Source organism: Streptomyces sp. NPDC000345 (assembly GCF_042898825.1).
Classification (GTDB): domain Bacteria; phylum Actinomycetota; class Actinomycetes; order Streptomycetales; family Streptomycetaceae; genus Streptomyces.
In genome coordinates, this window is record NZ_JBIAZE010000012.1 from 75,187 (window position 1) to 91,210 (window position 16,024).

The 16,024-nt window shown below is 71.2% G+C and carries 14 protein-coding genes; 5 read left to right on the forward strand and 9 right to left on the reverse strand.

Translation table 11 applies throughout. From position 1 onward, the window contains the following. Positions 1–224: 224 nt before the first annotated feature. Both ACFY30_RS27015 and ACFY30_RS27020 read left to right on the forward strand, forming a co-directional pair. Positions 225–878, forward strand: a complete 654-nt coding sequence (locus tag ACFY30_RS27015; RefSeq protein WP_390847724.1) for a hydrolase — start codon at positions 225–227, stop codon at positions 876–878. Between the two features lie 144 nt (positions 879–1,022). Further along, complete coding sequence (locus tag ACFY30_RS27020; RefSeq protein WP_390847725.1) at positions 1,023–2,006, forward strand: alpha/beta hydrolase; 984 nt, start codon at positions 1,023–1,025, stop codon at positions 2,004–2,006. Between the two features lie 195 nt (positions 2,007–2,201). On the opposite strand, the gene ACFY30_RS27025 is transcribed toward ACFY30_RS27020, so the two are convergent. Next, a complete protein-coding gene (locus ACFY30_RS27025) occupies positions 2,202–2,984 on the reverse strand; it encodes an NADP-dependent oxidoreductase (protein ID WP_390847726.1) in 783 nt (260 codons plus the stop codon). 293 nt (positions 2,985–3,277) lie between these two features. After that, complete coding sequence (locus tag ACFY30_RS27030) at positions 3,278–3,595, reverse strand: GNAT family N-acetyltransferase (RefSeq protein WP_390847727.1); 318 nt, start codon at positions 3,593–3,595, stop codon at positions 3,278–3,280. Positions 3,596–3,821: 226 nt separating this feature from the next. Between ACFY30_RS27030 and ACFY30_RS27035 the strand changes: the two genes are divergently transcribed. Both ACFY30_RS27035 and ACFY30_RS27040 read left to right on the forward strand, forming a co-directional pair. Further along, positions 3,822–5,888, forward strand: a complete 2,067-nt coding sequence (locus tag ACFY30_RS27035) for an AAA family ATPase (RefSeq protein WP_390847728.1) — start codon at positions 3,822–3,824, stop codon at positions 5,886–5,888. A 167-nt stretch (positions 5,889–6,055) separates the two neighbouring features. Continuing rightward, entirely contained in the window at positions 6,056–6,328 is a 273-nt protein-coding gene (locus ACFY30_RS27040; protein WP_390847729.1) for a hypothetical protein, read from the forward strand. A 4-nt stretch (positions 6,329–6,332) separates the two neighbouring features. Here the strand turns inward: ACFY30_RS27040 and ACFY30_RS27045 are convergent, their stop codons facing one another. After that, positions 6,333–6,662: an ArsR/SmtB family transcription factor gene (locus ACFY30_RS27045; protein ID WP_390847731.1), complete on the reverse strand. Its 330-nt coding sequence runs from the start codon at positions 6,660–6,662 to the stop codon at positions 6,333–6,335. A 129-nt stretch (positions 6,663–6,791) separates the two neighbouring features. Here ACFY30_RS27045 and ACFY30_RS27050 point away from each other — a divergent pair, with 129 nt between their 5' ends. Then, positions 6,792–7,079 (forward strand): DUF1330 domain-containing protein, encoded by a 288-nt coding sequence (locus ACFY30_RS27050; RefSeq protein WP_390847732.1) that lies wholly within the window; start codon positions 6,792–6,794, stop codon positions 7,077–7,079. Positions 7,080–7,230: 151 nt separating this feature from the next. Here the strand turns inward: ACFY30_RS27050 and ACFY30_RS27055 are convergent, their stop codons facing one another. The 6 genes from ACFY30_RS27055 to ACFY30_RS27080 all read right to left on the reverse strand — a co-directional run bounded on the left by ACFY30_RS27055 (position 7,231) and on the right by ACFY30_RS27080 (position 15,852). Further along, on the reverse strand, positions 7,231–8,613 hold the full coding sequence (locus tag ACFY30_RS27055) for an amidohydrolase family protein (protein WP_390847733.1): 1,383 nt from the start codon (positions 8,611–8,613) through the stop codon (positions 7,231–7,233). Between the two features lie 216 nt (positions 8,614–8,829). Continuing rightward, on the reverse strand, positions 8,830–10,440 hold the full coding sequence (locus ACFY30_RS27060; protein WP_390847734.1) for a Na+/H+ antiporter: 1,611 nt from the start codon (positions 10,438–10,440) through the stop codon (positions 8,830–8,832). Between the two features lie 162 nt (positions 10,441–10,602). Beyond that, the gene (locus ACFY30_RS27065) at positions 10,603–10,881 is read right to left on the reverse strand and encodes an Atu4866 domain-containing protein (RefSeq protein ID WP_390847735.1); all 279 of its coding nucleotides are present in this window, start codon (positions 10,879–10,881) and stop codon (positions 10,603–10,605) included. Positions 10,882–10,987: 106 nt separating this feature from the next. Continuing rightward, the gene (locus tag ACFY30_RS27070; protein WP_390847736.1) at positions 10,988–11,461 is read right to left on the reverse strand and encodes a MarR family winged helix-turn-helix transcriptional regulator; all 474 of its coding nucleotides are present in this window, start codon (positions 11,459–11,461) and stop codon (positions 10,988–10,990) included. Between the two features lie 225 nt (positions 11,462–11,686). Next, positions 11,687–14,707, reverse strand: a complete 3,021-nt coding sequence (locus ACFY30_RS27075) for an AAA family ATPase (protein WP_390847737.1) — start codon at positions 14,705–14,707, stop codon at positions 11,687–11,689. Next, a complete protein-coding gene (locus ACFY30_RS27080) occupies positions 14,617–15,852 on the reverse strand; it encodes a cytochrome P450 (RefSeq protein WP_390847738.1) in 1,236 nt (411 codons plus the stop codon). The genes ACFY30_RS27075 and ACFY30_RS27080 overlap by 91 nt, the downstream gene beginning before the upstream one ends. Between the last annotated feature and the right edge of the window lie 172 nt (positions 15,853–16,024).

Here is a 16,024-nt window from a genome sequence, read left to right on the forward strand (position 1 = left end):
CTCACCGTCGCTCGTATCCTCGGCGGCCTTGCCGAAGCGCCGCATCGGCGACTTGTGCCGAGCAAGTCCCTTGGCGCTCCTGCCGCGTCGGTGTGCACCCGCCTGTCGGCCAGAGGCGCAAAACGCCTACGTACCAGTCGCCGATGCGAGGCGCGAAGTGCCGGTGCGATCTTGAAACGGGCGGTCGCACCCGGCCGTCGCCTCGAACGATCCTCGGAGATGACATGGCAGCCAACCACATCACCTACACCGGCCTCGACGCCCTGCTCACCCCTGAGAAGTCGGTGCTGCTGCTGATCGACCACCAGGGCGCCCAGTTCGCCGGCATGCGCAGCATGGACGCCAACCTGGTCGTCAACAACGTGACGGCGCTGGCCAAGGGCGCCAGGCTGTTCAATGTGCCGACCGTCCTCACCACGGTGGTGGAGGACCGGGGCGGTCACATCATCCGCCCGCTGCAGGAGGTCTTCCCCGACCAGACGCCGATCGACCGTACGGCGATCAACACGTGGGAGGACCAGCGTGTCGTGGACGCCGTCAGGGCCACGGGTCGCAAGGACCTCATCATGGCCGGTCTGTGGACGGACATCTGCCTGGCCTGGCCGGCGATCCACGCCCTCGCCGACGGCTACCGCGTCTTCGCGGTGACGGACGCCTCGGGCGCCACCACCACCGAAGCTCACGAGCGCGGTATCGAGCGCATGATCCAGGCCGGGGTCATCCCGACCTGTTCCGGCACCGTCATCTCCGAGTGGCAGCGTGACTGGGCCCGCGAGGAGACGGTCCCCGGCATGACGGAGATCCTCCTGGAGCACGGCGGCAGTTTCGGCACCAGCCTGGCCTGGGAGCTCCAGCTCCTCGGCCAGAACAAGGGCTGAACTTCGGTCCTCCCCCGCACCAACCGCCGCGGGTGCCACGGCACCGGCTTCCACGCCGTGCCACCCGCGCCTCGGCCGTACCGGGCCGCCGCGCGCCGAGGGCACCGCGCGCGCCGCTTCCCCATCTGCCCGACAGGAACACGGATGACCGACACCTCGCCCATCGGACCCCCACCCCCCTTCGACCCCGAACTGGTTCCCGTACTGCGGTCGTTGGCGCGGACCATGCCTCCCGCCGTCCTGCCGGAGATGATCCCGGCGCTGCGCGAGTTCATGAGGGCCGCCGCGCCGACCGACGACGAGCTGCGCCGGGACGGCGCGATCGACTTCACGGAGCGGCGGGTCCCGGGCCCGGAAGGCGCTCCCGAGATCTCTCTGCTGATCTGCCGCCCGACCAACTCGCCCGGGCCGCGGCCTGCGGTCTACTTCACGCACGGCGGCGGCATGATCCTCGGGGACAACCGCAACCTCCTCGGGGAAATGCTCGACTGGGTGCAGCACCTGGGGATCGTGCTCGTCTCGGTCGAGTACCGGCTGGCCCCGGAGCACCCCTTCCCCGCGGGCCTGGAGGACGTGCACGCCGGACTGCGCTGGACCATGGCCCACGCCGACGAGCTCGGCATCGATCCCGGGCGTCTGGTCGTCTCGGGGCCCAGCGCGGGGGGCGGGCTGACCGCGGGCCTGACGCTGCTCGTCCGGGATCTCGAAGGCCCCGCCCCGGTGGGCCAGTTGCTGGTCTGCCCCATGCTCGATGATCGCAACGACGCCCCTTCGGCGCACCAGATGGCCGGCGTGGGCGCCTGGGACCGCACCTCGAACGACACGGGGTGGAGCGCACTGCTGGGGCCTCGGCGCGGCGGCCCGGACGTCACGGCGTACGCGGCACCCGCCCGAGCCGAGAACCTGGCCGGCCTGCCTCCCCTGTTCATCGACGTCGGTTCCGCGGAGACCTTCCGCGACGAGGTGGTCACCTACGCCTCACGCGTCTGGCAGGCCGGGGGCGAGGCGGAACTGCACGTGTGGCCCGGCGGCTTCCACGGCTTCGACGCGCTCGCCCCCGACGCCGAGTTGTCACAGCGGGCGCGCGCGGCGCGGGTGAAGTGGCTCCGGCGGATTCTGCACCTCTGATCACCCTCCCGTCGAGCTGGGATTGCTGACGTGACGGCAATCATCGGCGGCGCTGACCACGTCCATGACGACCAGTCGTCCGGCCACGCCTGGGTCATGGCGGTCCGGTCCATTGTCCGGGTCCCCGGTGAGTCCGGCGATCGAAGCCGAGCCTCAGGGCGGGGGTGTGCGGCTCGGCGGGAGGCGGCTGAGGCGTCAGAAGGTGACGGTCACCTTGCCGCGGATGTGCTTCGAGGCGAAGTCGACCAGGGCGCGGTCGGCTTGCCCGAAGGCGTAGTCGGAGTCGATCTCGACGCGCAGTCGGCCGTCGGAGGCCTGGGCGGCAAGTTCTTCCAGGCGTCCTTCAGGGGTGCGGGTGCCGGTGTAGACGGCGGTGACGCCCCGCTCGAACGAGGGCGGCCCACCGAGGGGGGACACGAGCACTCCCCCCTCCTTCGCCGCGGCGGCTGTGGTCGCGAGTGCCGGACCGGCGTTGGCGAGGTCGATGACGACGTCGGCTCCACCGTCGACCAGGGCGTGCGTCTCGTGGGCGATGTCGACCTCGCGGTAGTCGAGGACGTGGTCGGCACCGAGGCGGCGCAGGAACTCCACGTCGTCCGGGCGTCCCGTGGCCAGGACGGTCAGACCCGCACGCTTGGCGAGCTGGACGGTGAAGGAGCCGACTCCACCGGCGGCACCCACGATCAGGACGCTGCCGCCGGTGTCGACCCGGGCGGCGTCCAGCAGAGCGGCTGCTGTGAGTCCTGCGGTGGTCAGGGCCGCGCCTTGCGCCGGGGTGAGTCCGGCGGGACGCCGGGCCACGGAGGGGGCGTCCGCGACGACGACGTACTCGGCCAGTGCTCCGGCGGTCACGCTGTTCCACGCGATGACGGCGTCGCCGGGCGAGAACCGGGTGACGCCCTCGCCGACGGACTCGACCACTCCGCTGACGTCCACACCCGGAACGAAGGGGTGGCGTACCGGCAGTGCGTCGCGCATGGCACCCGTGACGAGGCACCTTGTCGACCGCGTTGAGAGCGGTGGCCTGCAGCCGGACCAGCAGCCGGCCGGGACCGGGGGCCGGGATGGGCAGGTCAGCGAACTCGAGGGATTCCAGGGGGCCGTACGACCGGGCGATGAGCGCCTTCATGACCTTGCTCCTGACACGTGGGTGATCAGCCGTGGTTTCTGGAGCCGCGGCCGTTCGATCAGGGTCGGAACACCTCCGACCATTTGGTGATGCGTCAACAATACGCTCGATTGTTGATACGTCAACATCGACGGTGGCGCTCTCAGTCGGCGACGCGGCCGGCGGGTCGGTGACGCCAAGGCTCGTAGGCCGGATTACGGTCCGCCCAGGCGGCGATGAAGGGGCAGACGGGCAGGAACTTCAGATCGGCCCGCCGCGCCATCTCCAGGGATGCCTTCGCCAGGGCGGACCCGATGCCCTGCCCTTCGCGCTCGGGCAGCACCTCGGTGTGCACGAACGCGATCAGCCCCTTGGCCGGGATGTACTCGACGAGGCCTGCCAGCCGGCCGTCCACGTACGCCTCAAGGCGGTTCTCCTCAGGGACCTGGGTCACCGTGACCTGCGGCTTCTCGCGTTCCATGCTGTCTCCGTTCCGAGCAGGCACGGCGCGAAGGACCGCCCGCGTGCACCGGCACCCACGGTTCCAGGAGCACGGGCGGCAGGCATCGGCGATCACCGCCTAGGAGGTGTGCCTGCGCGGTCAACGGCCGCCTGCCCGGCCCGAGTACATGGACGCGCCCGCCGGGTAACCGTCGCGGCTGCGGTATCGTCGGCCGCGTTTTGTGAGGAGTCCACCCGCGACAGCGATGCACACACCAACCTTCGCCGGACGTGCCGGCCAGCTCGCCGAATTCACTCGCGCCCTGCGCTCATTCGCCCACTCCCCCGACAACCGCGCGGTCCTGTACGTGCACGGACCGGCGGGGATCGGAAAGACGGCGCTGCTCAGCCGCTTCGCCGCGATCGCCCGCGCGGGAGACCGCCGGGTGGTCGAGATCGACGCGGCCCGATCCGCCTCGGCCGAGGCCCTGTGGGGTCAGATCCGGGAGGCGGCCGCCGTCCCCGGCACGGTCCTGCTGGTGGACGACGTCGATCAGGTCGGCGGAGCGGACGGCGCCCTGCCGCCCATCGTGCCGGCCGAAGTGGGCGAGGCCCTGATCGTGGTCGCGGGACAGAACGCTCCGTCAGCCTCCTGGCGTGCGGCAGCGAGGCGGCGAGGCGGGCTGCGGGCGCTCCGACTCGGGCCGTTGTGCGATGCCGACGCCCGTGCTTTGGTCTCCGGCCCGGGAACCGACGGGGACCAGGAGATCTCGGACCTCGTCGTCGGCTTCGCACAGGGACACCCCCTGGCCCTGGTCCTGGCCGAGGCGGCACGTGCGGAAGGCCGCTTCCGGTACGGAGAGCCGCCTCAGGAGCTGGTGCTCGCCCTGCTCGACGAGGTGATCGGTGACGTGCCGAGCCCGGCCCACCGCCAGGCGCTGGAGATTGCCGCCCACAGCAGATGGACCACGGAGGACCTGCTGCGCACGGCGCTCAGCGAGGACGGCGGCTCCGCAGCGGACGTCTTCGACTGGCTGCGTCGGCGCCCGTTCGCCCACGCCCAGCGGAACGGGACAACCCTCTTCCCTCTTGTGCGCGATCTGCTGGACAACGATCTGCGCTGGCGCGATCCCTCGGGCTATCGCAGCATGCACGAGCGCATCCGGACCCACCTGCTCGAGCAGATCCGGCAGGCTCTCCCGCATCACATCCTGCCCGCGACAGCCGCGCTGACCTATCTGCACCGGCACAACGGGTTCGTCGCGCGGTTCGTCACCTGGCAGGGCGGTGACCGCTTCCAGGAGCTGCCCTACCGGCAGGAGCTGCGTGACGACGTACTGCGCTTCGTCGCCTCTGCGGAAGGGGCCTCGACCGCCGCCGAGACGGCCCGGTGGCTCGACGCCCAGCCGCGCGCCTTCCACGTCTACTGGGACACCGCCGCGCACGCCCCGGCCGCCGTGCTGGCGTGGCTGCGACCGGACGTCGCCGGCGTGGACGGTGCGACGACCGACCCGCTGGCGGCGGCAGCCCGGCACCACGCGCACACCACTCGGCCGCTGCGCCCGCGGGAGCACCTCGCGCTGGCTCGCGTCTACGCTCCGCCCGCCGCCCACCACGCGGCGTCCGAGCTGATGGACCTGGTGATCTACCGGATTCTGGCGGGGTTCCTCCTCAACACCCCCGCATGGTCATTCGTCGCGACGGCCTCCGGATCGTTCCTCGATCCGCTGATGCGCTACATCGATCAGAGACCTGTCCGGCCCCCGGTCACCGTGCAGGGGCTGTCCTTCACGCTGTACGCGCACGACTGGCGGACGGTCACCCTCGAACGCTGGATGGAGGTCGGCCACCTGGCCGAACTGGCCGGCCCCGCGGCCCGGCCCGCGGCCCGGCCGCGCAGCGGCCCCGGCGCGTTCACCGTCCTCACCCGGGAGGAGTTCGACAGCGCAGTGGGTGACGCCCTGGCCGCTTGGCAGCGCAAGGACCTGCTGGCCGGCAATCCGCTGCTGCGCACCCGCCTGGTGGCCCGTCAGGGCGGCGACGATCCCGTGGCAGCGCTACGGAAGATCATCACGGAGGCCCTGGACGCCCTCGGCTCCGATCCGCGCGCCGTGAAATATCACCGCGCTCTGGTGACGGGGTTCCTGCGGGGGGCTCCGACCAGAGAGGCGGCCGCGGAGCGTCTGGGGCTGCCGCTGAGCACGTTCCGCCGTCACATGAGCCGCGGGCTGGAGCGCGTACGGTCCTCGCTGTGGGCTCTGGAGTCGGCGCCGCGCGCCACGGGCACGGATCCGCCCTCCGAACCGCCGCCCGGCACTGCTTCTGAGGTCTGAGGCCCTGCTGACGTCTATGACTTGAGCGGCTCTGAGCATTCCAGGGCGCGGATTCGGCACGTCGTCCCCGGCGCTTCGCCGGCCACGGGGGCGATGCTGGTCGCGGGGTGCGGTGATGAGGGACTGCTCGTCGTCCGCCCCAGGTCCGGCCCGCTGTCGAGCCCTGCGTGACCACGGCCGGTACCCTCGTCGCCGACTCCGACCAGGACGGATGGTCCGACCTGGTGGTGGCCACGGGGGAACGGCAGGGCGACGACCCGATCGTCCCGCGCGTGGCAGAGCTGGTCTTCGGGCCGTTCTCGGTTGCCGGGCGGGGGCAGCGGACCCGGCGCCTCGTCCTCGGCGAGACACGCGGTATCGCCGTCGCGGACTACGATCACGACCGCCACCCCGGTCGGGCGGTTCTCACCCACGCCGGCGACGGGGTCCATCCGTGCTGACGGCCTAGTCACCGGTCCGCGCGGGCGGGGCGTGGCGGACTGCCGCCAGCACACTGTCGAGCAGGCCGGGGAAGCGGCTGTCGAGGTCTTCTCGGCGCAGGCTGTGCAAGATGATCCGGCCTTCGCGCCGGGCACGCAGGAGACCCGCCTCCCGCAGGACGTGCCAATGGCGGCTCGCCGTCGAGGGAGACACGTCAGGCAGCGTAGTGGAGCACGTGAGCTCCTCCCCGCCGGCGAGACGCTCGATGATCTTGAGCCGGGTGGGATTGGCCATCGCGTCCAGTACTGCCTCTATCCGCAGTTCCGCGCGACTGGGGTGGGTCAACGGCTTCACCCTTCGATTGTACGCACCTTCGCCAACTGTCGAAGGGTTGTGCCGCAGCTCACGCTCCGGGGATTTGGCAGGGACGAGAACCGAAGCTTCAATAGTTCACGTAGTTACGAACTGACGAAGGATTCAGCGATGAGTGCCTACATGGTCATCAGCGTCACCCCCCGGGACGACGAGAAGATGCGGGACTATGAGTCCAGGACCCTCGAGGTGGTCTCGCGCTACGGCGGCAAGCCCGTGGCCCGCGACACCGAGTGCTTCGTCCTGGAAGCCGACGAGCGTCCCGCCATCGGAGTGATCCTGGAGTTCCCGGACAAGCAGGCTGTCCTGAACTTCTACGACTCCGAGGAGTACAAGCCCCTCAGGGAGTTCCGGCACACCTTCGCCACCGCCAGTGCGCTGGTGGTCGACTCCGTCTGAGAACGAGGAGCGGACGGAGGGCCGAGGCCCTCCGCCTCTGCGCGGAGAGGTACGGGCTCGGCCGGCCAGGGCCGGTGGAGTTCATCGCCGCCTGAGGGAAAGAGCGACGGCGCCACGCGGGGTGGCGCCGTCACTCTCCCGGACCTGGTGCTCAGACGTCGGCAGGGGCGTTGAGGATGTGGTCGCGGGAGGCGGCGACTTCGTCGCGCAGGGCGGCGAGGTCGACGTCCAGGAGACGCCCGTCCCACTTGCGGACCTGCCCGGCGACGAAGACGGTGTCGACGTTGCGGGCGTCGCTGCCCAGGACCAGCGTGCCGACCGCGTCGTTCAGCGGCATGTTGTTGACGTCCTCGGCCCGGATCACGAGCACGTCGGCCTGCTTGCCCGGGGTGAGCGAACCCGTCACCTCCCCCAGCCCGTTGGTCCGCGCGCCCTGGAGGGTGGCGAAGTCCAGCACGTCGAGGGTGCTGATCCGACGCGGTGCGACGTCGGTGCCATAGGCCGCGTTGACCGCCCGCATCCGCTGGATGGCGTGAAGGGCCCGCATCTGAGTGAACATGTCGCTGGCCAGTGCCACCTCCACGTCGATGCTCAGCCCGGGCCGCACGCCCACCGCCAAAGCCTCGTCCACTGCCGGGATCGCCGTCTCCAGACCGATCTGTGCGTCCGAGGTGGGCGCCAACGCGATCGTCGTGCCGCTCGCACCGATCGCCCGCCAGGCGTCCCGCGTCAGACCGGTGGAGTGGATCAGCGTCAGGTCCGGGCCCAGCAGCCCTTGGCGCTCCCACTCCAGGACGGCCCGCGAGGACGTCTCCCCGAACACCGCGTCCACGCTCACCCCGACCCCGAGTTCACGGGCCGCGGCCGCCAGCCGCGGACCGAACTCCCGCTCCGGACCGGCGATCTCGCCCGTCGCCAGCGCGGCTATGCGGAAGGACAGCAGGCTGTTGCCGAACTCCTGCCGCAGCCGTGCCACATCCTCCGGCCACTGCTTGTCCCAGTCACCGAAGTGGGGCGCCATCGCCGCGTGCACACCCCGGATACCGGTGTCGAGCAGCGCCCGCACCGCGGCGTCGGAGTGGGCGGCGGTCCGGGAGTTGTGCGAGAAGTCCAGCATCGTGGTGATCCCGCTGTCGATCGCCGTCAGCGCCGCGAGCCGCGTCCCCACGTACATGTCCTGCGGGCGGTACACCGGCGCGTACCCCAGGAGGGTGGTCGTCACATAACCGCCCAGGTCGTCCACGTCCGGCATGATCCGGCGCAGTTGCGCCTCCCACGCGTGCCGGTGCGTGTCCACGAACCCAGGGGCCACGATGCAGCCGGCCGCGTCGATCACCACGGCGTCCGTTTCCGCGCCCTGTGCCCGCAGGTCCGTGCCCACCGCGGCGATCACGTCGCCCTCGATCAGCACGTCGCCCTTGTCGAGCACACCCGTCGCCGGGTCCATCGTCACCACCGTCGCACCGGTCAGCAGCACCCGCCGCCCGCGTTCACCGGCCGACGCTCGCAGCTGCTCCAGCAGAGCCTCACGCACCGCACCCTCGACATACATGTCACAACCCCGATCCCGAAGTGGAGAACATCGCCGGCCGCCTTGTCCGGCCGGCGCCACACACCACACTTCCGCTCGCCGCAGACCCTCACCAGGCCGCCCTTCACCTGGGACCAGCACACCCAGGAATGCAGCGCCCAGCGACTCTCCGGTCTCAGGCACGGAGCCGCCGGCCGGGGGCTCGGCCGGTCAGCACGCTCAGGTGTCCCGCTGAGCCACTGTTCGCAGGGCGCGCTCGCCGGTCGCCGGCGGCATTCTGGACTCCTTCACCGACAGCCGGACTTCCTCTGCGTCCAGTACGTCCTGGACGCTTCGCAGCACGATGTCGTCGATGCGACCGGCGTCGCGGAGTTCCGACAGGGCCCGCCGCTTGACGCGCAGCAGTTCCATCTCCATCTGATGAGCGCTGCGGCTGCGCCGGAGCGCGTCCTCGCCTCCGTCGATGCGGTCGCTGATGTCGCGCTCCAGTTGCGCCACCGTGCCCGGTGCGACGGAGTAGCGGCGGGCCAGATCGGGCAGCGCGCGCAGGGCGGCGGTGCCGAGGTGCCGGTGGGCAAGGACGGACTCGGCGGTCTGCTCGTCGTCGGCGTCGTACCGGGCCCGGCGGACCATGGCCGGGAGGGTGGGCGCCAGCACGGTGAGGGTCACCACGATGACCACGACCGTGGTGAACACGATGGCGTCCCGATGCTCCACCGGTTGCCCTTCCGCGGTGACGGTCGGAATGGTCAGCGCGGCGGCCAGCGAGATGGCGCCGCGCATTCCGGCCCACGCCAGCGGTAGGCGCTGCGCCGCCCCGATCCGGCGTTCCCGCTGCACCGGCCGCCGGTCCACGACGCGCACGGCGTAGGGAACGGTGTAGAACCACAGGAAGCGTGTTCCGACGACAGCGGCGCTCACGGCGGTCGCCACTGCCACGGCCTGCACGAGGTCCGTGGACGTCAGTGCCCTGACGGCGGCTGGCAGTTGGATGCCCACCAGGACGAACAGGGCGCTGTTGAGGAGGTGGCTGGTGACCTCCCAGAAGGCCGTGGCCTGCACCCGGGCGTCGGAGCCGATCACCCGGGGGCCGTACCGGCTGCTGACGAGTCCGCAGGTGACGACGGCCAGTACACCGGACACGTGCGCGAGCTCGGCGGGCAGGAAGGCGAAGAACGGTGTGGCGACGCTGAGGACGCTGTGCAGCAGCGGATCCCGCAGCCGGAGCCTGACGTGCCTGAGCAGCAGGGCGACGGCGACACCGATGGCGATACCGCCCGCGTAGGACTCGACGAACCGCAGGGATGTGTCGGTCCAGCTGAAGGGGACGTCCTCGGCCACCACCTCGACGGTGACGGCGAGCAGCACCAGGGCGGTGCCGTCGTTGAGGAGGCTCTCGGTGCGCAGCATGGTCAGGATGCGCCGGGGCATGGCGCGGGCCACCGCGGCCACGGCGGCGGCGTCGGTGGGCGCGAGGACCGCTCCCAGCACGAGAGCGACGGGCCAGGGGTAGCCGAAGGCATGGGCCACGGCTCCCGAGGCCAGTGCGGTGAACAGCACCAGGGCAGTCGACTGGAGGGCGATGGAGCGCAGGTTGTGGCGGATCTCGCGGACCGAGGAGGTCAGTGCCTCCCAGTAGAGCAGGGCGGGCAGGAACAGAAGCAGCACCACTTCGGGAGCGAGGACGATGTCGTCGAAGGCCGGCGTCAGGCCGAGAAGACAGCCGGCACCCAGGAGGAGCAGTGGCTCGCTCAGGCCGGTGCCGCGGGCGAGCCATCCGGAGAAGAGTACGGCGGCCGCGACGGCGACGATCAGTTCAAGGCTCTCCATGTCGAGGTGCCTTCCGTTTGCGTTGGAGCCGCGACCGGAGCGCGGCTCCGCCCGGGGCCGCGGAGCCGGGGGGCGGGGCGGGTGAGGGCGGGGCGGGTGAGGGCCGGGGAAAAGAAGAGGCTGTCCTGCCGGCGGAACGGCGGGACAGCCTGTCGGCGTGCGTTACGGCCGCGGTGCCTCGTCCTCGCGGTAGAGGACCAGGTGCTCGTGGTGGAGGATTCCGTCCCGCACGTCGCCCGTGGCGGTGAATCCGGTGTCGTCGACGTAGTCGATGTGATTGCCGGTGACGGTGTAGCTGCCGGTGTACGCGCTGTTCCGAGTGCCGCGGGCCTCGTCGTAGCGGCCGTCGGGAAGCAGCTCCTGGCGGATGTGGCCGTCCGCGGTCACCCACATGCCCACGTAGGGGTGCGGGGCGCGGGAGGAGGTGTTGTCGCTGTTCATGGCATCCACGTTCACCCGTGGCACCACCGGGTAACCAGGCCGCGGCTTTCCTGGGTGTGGGCCACCCTGTCTGCTGAGGGTCGGGCGGGCCCTGGCCGCGCCCAGATCAGGCCGTGTCCAGGGCCTCCGCCTCGACCTGGGCCAGGACGCGGTCCAGGAACTCGCCGAACAGGCGGACCTCTTGGGCGGTGAACGGGTCGAAGAAGAGCCGGCGCACGGTGTCCGCGTGGCGCGGCGCGGCTTCCTCGATGGCCTGCCGTCCCTTGGGGGTGAGCCGGACCATGGAGCCGCGGGCGTCCTCAGCGCATGCCTCGCGTGTGACGAGACCGCGCTTCTCCATCCGGCTGATCTGATGGGACAGGCGGCTGCGTTCCCAGTCCACCTCCGCCCCGAGGTCTCTGGCCCGCAGGACGCCGTCCGCCGATTCCGACAGCGGGGCCAGCAGCGCATAGTCCGCCGCCGACAGTCCGGAGTCGCGCAGGAGCTGACGCTCTTGGGCTCGGTGCAGCTCGCGCCGCAGGCGCCGGTACTTCGCCCACACGTCGGCCTCTTGCGGAGTCAGCCATGACGGTTCGGTCATGCCCGAAGCGTACCATATTGTTGACGTATCACTAAAATCTCCGGCGGGGGTACGCGCGAACGCAGGTGGTCGGGCCCGGTGTTTCGTCGACAGGGCCTCGACAACGGCCCGCTCCTGGGCGGCGAGCCGTTCGACGAGGGGCGAGGTCGAACACGTGGGCGCGCGGCCGTGCTCACGCCGTGGGCGGCTCGCCGGGGCGCACTCACCGCCTCAAAGGCAGGCTGCTCAGGCCCCGGTCCGGTCGGTGGGGCTCAGCCCCTCGACATGGCGCAGGTGGCGGCGTGAGGGGACCTCGAGCTTGCGCAGGATGCTGCGTACATGGGCGTCCACCGTGCGGGGACTGACGAAAAGGGCCGCGCCGACCTCCCGGGACGTCTCGCCCCGCGCCACCATCCGCGCGACCCGCAGTTCCCGGGCCGTCAGCGTCTGGACCCCGCTCGTCGGCCGCACCGTGCGCTCGCCGGCCGCTTGGAGTTTCGCGGCGGCTCTCAGCCGTAAGGCGTGCGCGCCCGCCGTCGTGAACTCCGTCCACGCGCGGCGCAGCGGTGCGCGTGCCTGGGTCCGCCGCCCGGTGGTCAGCAGCCATTCTCCCCACAGCAGTTGGGTCCGGGCCGTCTGCAGGACCGCTCCGGCTTCGATCAGTTCTTCGGTGGCCCGCCGGAACAGTGCCTCCGCGGCCGGCCCGGGTTCGACCAGCGCCCGCGCTCTCAGGGACATCCCCTTCGCCCAGGGAGTGTCACATGCCCGTGCGTCGTCCCTGAGCATGTCGCACGCGGACTGCGCCGAGGCGGTGAGACCGCAGGCCGCGGCGGCCTCGACCCGCTCCGCCGCCAGGAGACCCCCGTACCCCGCACCGGCGCCCTCCCGCAGTTCCCCCATGGCCGCCAGAGCGGCCTCTGGTCTGCCCGCCGCGTTGTGCAGGACGGCAAGGGCGTACTCCGTGGCCGTGTGCAGCCGTCCTTCACGGCGATCTGCGGCTTCCCGTGTCGCGCGGTCGGCGAGCGAAGCCGTCCTCGGCTCGTCGCCCTGCCACGCCGCGAGGGCGAGGTCGGCGTAACGCAGTGGTGCCGTCCCGTTGGCTTCGGTGATGCCGTGAGCCTGTGCCACATGTTCCGCCGCTTCGTCCAGGCGCCCGGCGTGTATGTCCGCCATGGCCAGGTTGTTCAGGGCGATGGGCAGAGCGGCGAGGTCTCCGGTCGTGCGTGCACCGCGCACCTGCCGGTCCACCAGGTGCAGCCAGGCTTCCGCGTCCCACGTGTGCAGGGCCGCACTGCAGACGAGCTGCACCGCGCCCGGGTCCTCCAGCAGCCCGGTACCGGAGTCGCCCCGGCAGGTCCTGACCGCCCGCGCCATCAACGGCACGGCGTCGGGGCTGTTCGTGCAGGAGGCGATCAGCGCCTCCAGCAGTGCCGCCACCGGCTCGTCCGGGTCGACGGCCCGGCCCAGTCGTCGGGTCTGGGCAACGATGTCACGCAGTCGATCCGGCGAGATGTACCGCCCGGCGAAGGACATGGCCCCGAACGCGTCCAGCAGAAGGCGCCGACCTGCCGCGGGGTCGTGACCCGCCACCTGGTGTGCTGCATCGAGCAGTGACTCGACCGCCTCGTCGTTGCGCCGGACGGCATAGACGGAGCGTGCATGCATCACGACCACTCGGGCACGATCGGGGTCGGGCATCGGCTCATGTCGCAGGGAGGCCAGGATGGTGAGGGCTTCCTGGAACGCCCCGGTCTCGCGCTTCGCCCGCGCTGCCGAAAGCAGCCGTGCCGCTCTGGTCCGGCGATCAGCGGTGAGCGCGGCAGCCAGCTCCCAGAACCCTCCGGCGACCGCCACGCCCGCGCGCCGGGCGGCCCGGCGTGCGGCGTCCTCGAGCCGGCCGGCCGCCTTCTCGTCGAATCCGGCCGCGGCCTGGCCCCGGTGCCAGGCGTGGCGATCGGAGTCCTGGACGGCATCACAACATGCGGCCAGGGCGGCGTGGGCCCGCCGTCGTTCGGTCGCGGAGGCCGCCGCGTAGACCAGGGATCGCAGAAGGGGGTGCCGGAAGCACATCCGTGTGCCGACGTCGAGGATGCCGGCGGTCTCCGCCATTGCTGCGACGTCAGGGCCCATGCGCATCAGCTCTGCGGCCCGGCGCACCAGGAGGGGGTCGCCGTCAGGTTCGGCCGCCGCGAGGAGCAGAAACCGTCTCACGTCGGGTGGGAGCTGGGACAGCCGGATCCGAAACGTTTCTTCCAGTCGCTTGGGCGCCCGCACGCCTGGTGCGGTCGACCGGGCCGCCATCTCGGTCGGCCCGATCCAGCGCGGGAGGTGGATCAGGGCCGACGGATTGCCGCGCGCCTCGGACAGGACCCGTTCCCGCACCCGCTGGTCCAGTGGGACACGGAGCGTGCTGTCCAGCAACTCGCGGGCGTCCCGGTCGCCCAGGGGCCTGACGGCACGAGCCGGCAGCCCGGTCAGTTCCGCGAGGCGCTCGGTGCCCTCAGCCGTGATGACGAGGGCGATGCGCCCCTTGGTGACACGCCGCGCCACGAACGCGAGCACGGCGAGGGAGCGTCGGTCCATCCACTGCGCGTCGTCGACCAGACAGACGACCGGTTCCTCTTCGGCGGCTGGCGTCAGCAGACCCATTACGGCCAGCCCCAGATGCAAGGGGTCGGGAGCCTGACCCGAACGGCGCCCCAGAGCCACGCCCAGTGCCTCACGTTGCGGCTGTGGCAGACCGCCGAAGTGGCGCAGCAGTGGATCCGTCAGATGCTGGAGCCCGGCGAAGGACAGCTCGGCTTCGGTCTGTGCGCTGTCCACGCGCAGGACGCGCAGCGCCGTGTGCTCGCTGTGCACGCTGTCCAGCAGCGTCGTCCTGCCCATGCCCGCTTCCCCGTACAGCACGAGAGCACCGCCGGTGCCGGCGCGGGCGGCTGCGATGAGGCCCCTCAGTTCTGCTTGCTCCTCGCTTCGGCCGAGCAACCGTCGTGTCGCGGGCGTGTGCGCTGGTCGAGCGCACAGCGCGCCGCCCCCCATGATCGTCCTCAAGACTCGTTTCCTGTGTAGGTGTGCCCCGTCGTCACGGACGAGGGTGTGCCGCATCCGCCTCGATCCTCGGCTACGCCCGTCTACGGCTCGTCTATGAGCCGTGGACGGGAGTCCCCGCCCGGGGGTCACCGGGGGGTGAAGCGAACGGGCAGCCGCACGGGACCCCGGGTGATCCCGGCGGGCAGCCGGGCGACGTCGTACGCGGGCCGGATCCATGCGAGGTCCGGCAGGCGGGTCAGCAGGACCCGCAGCGCGATCGTCGCCTCGAGGCGGGCGAGCGGTGCCCCGATGCAGTAGTGGATCCCGTGGCCGAAGGCGACATGTCGTGCGTTGCTGCGTGACACGTCCAGCAGGTGCGGATCACTGTGCTCCTCGACCGGAGCGTCCCGCCCCGCGGAGGTCAGCGCCACCGTGACCGTGTCACCCGGCTCGATGACCTGCCCGCCGAGCGTGAACTGCCGGGTGGCGAAGCGTGTGGGGCTGGTCTCCACGGGCGCGTCGTACCGCAGGAACTCCTCCACGGCGCCCGGGATCCGCTCAGGATCCGAGCGCAGCGTGCGGGCCTGCTCCGGATGATCGAGCAGGGCGACCATGGCGTTCCCCAGCAGATTGACGGTGGTCTCGTGACCCGCGGCGACCAAGATGACGGCGGTGCCGAGGAGTTCGGTGTCCGACAACCGTCCGTCGTCCGCGTCACGGACCGCGATCAGCCGCGACAGCAGGTCGTCAAGGGGCCGGCGGCGCTTGTCTTCGAGCAGCCGCCGCAGATAGGTGTTGAGGGCGAGAAGGCTCGCGCGCTGCCGGTCGGACGGGTTGGTCATGGCCGCGCGGGTCCACGACTGGAGGTCGTCACGGCGCTCTGCGGGGACCCCGAGCAACTCGCAGATCACAGCCATCGGCAGAGGGCCGGTGTACGCGGTGACGAGGTCGGTCTCTCCGTCAGCGGCGAAGCGGTCGACGTACTGATGGGCCAGTTCCTCGACGCGGGGCGCCAGCGACTCCACCGCGCTGGAGGTGAACGCACTGGAGACCAGCCGGCGCAGACGCGTGTGTCGCGGCGGGTCGGCCATGAGCATGTTGCCGCCGAATCCGGATCCGGCCAGCAGGATGTGGCGGCCGGACGAGCGCAGTTCTTCCTCGAAGGGTGCCGGATCCTTGCTCAGCAACGGATGGGCGAGTGCCGTGCGGGCCAGTTCGTAGCCCACCACGAGCCAGCCGGGCGACCCGTCGGGCATCCGGACCCGGTGGAGGGGAGCCTGAGCGCGGAGTTCGGCGTACCGCTCGTGGGCGTGAGCTTTGAAGTCCGGGGTCCCGACCTCCGGAAGGTGGTGGCAGGCGACGGCGTCTTTCTTCAACGTCATGAGGGCACTGTCCGCCGGGCAGACGCTCAGGGGCCAGTCCACGACCGTGTCACTTCCCGCTCATGGCCGCTCAGTCATGGCTGCCCAGCGGGGGGCAGCCCGCGTCAAGCCGCACCGCGCCCGGGCGACAGGCGAGCGTCGCCGCGCAACGCGCCGCGGAACCGTGCAGGTC

Coding starts and splice junctions, on each gene's coding strand:
- ACFY30_RS27015 (WP_390847724.1), top strand. CDS start 225: ATGGCAGCCAACCACATCACCTACACCGGCCTCGACGCCCTGCTCACC.
- ACFY30_RS27020 (WP_390847725.1), top strand. CDS start 1,023: ATGACCGACACCTCGCCCATCGGACCCCCACCCCCCTTCGACCCCGAA.
- ACFY30_RS27025 (WP_390847726.1), bottom strand. CDS start 2,984: ATGCGCGACGCACTGCCGGTACGCCACCCCTTCGTTCCGGGTGTGGAC.
- ACFY30_RS27030 (WP_390847727.1), bottom strand. CDS start 3,595: ATGGAACGCGAGAAGCCGCAGGTCACGGTGACCCAGGTCCCTGAGGAG.
- ACFY30_RS27035 (WP_390847728.1), top strand. CDS start 3,822: ATGCACACACCAACCTTCGCCGGACGTGCCGGCCAGCTCGCCGAATTC.
- ACFY30_RS27050 (WP_390847732.1), top strand. CDS start 6,792: ATGAGTGCCTACATGGTCATCAGCGTCACCCCCCGGGACGACGAGAAG.
- ACFY30_RS27060 (WP_390847734.1), bottom strand. CDS start 10,440: ATGGAGAGCCTTGAACTGATCGTCGCCGTCGCGGCCGCCGTACTCTTC.
- ACFY30_RS27065 (WP_390847735.1), bottom strand. CDS start 10,881: ATGAACAGCGACAACACCTCCTCCCGCGCCCCGCACCCCTACGTGGGC.
- ACFY30_RS27070 (WP_390847736.1), bottom strand. CDS start 11,461: ATGACCGAACCGTCATGGCTGACTCCGCAAGAGGCCGACGTGTGGGCG.
- ACFY30_RS27075 (WP_390847737.1), bottom strand. CDS start 14,707: ATGGATCCGGCCCGCGTACGACGTCGCCCGGCTGCCCGCCGGGATCAC.
- ACFY30_RS27080 (WP_390847738.1), bottom strand. CDS start 15,852: ATGACGTTGAAGAAAGACGCCGTCGCCTGCCACCACCTTCCGGAGGTC.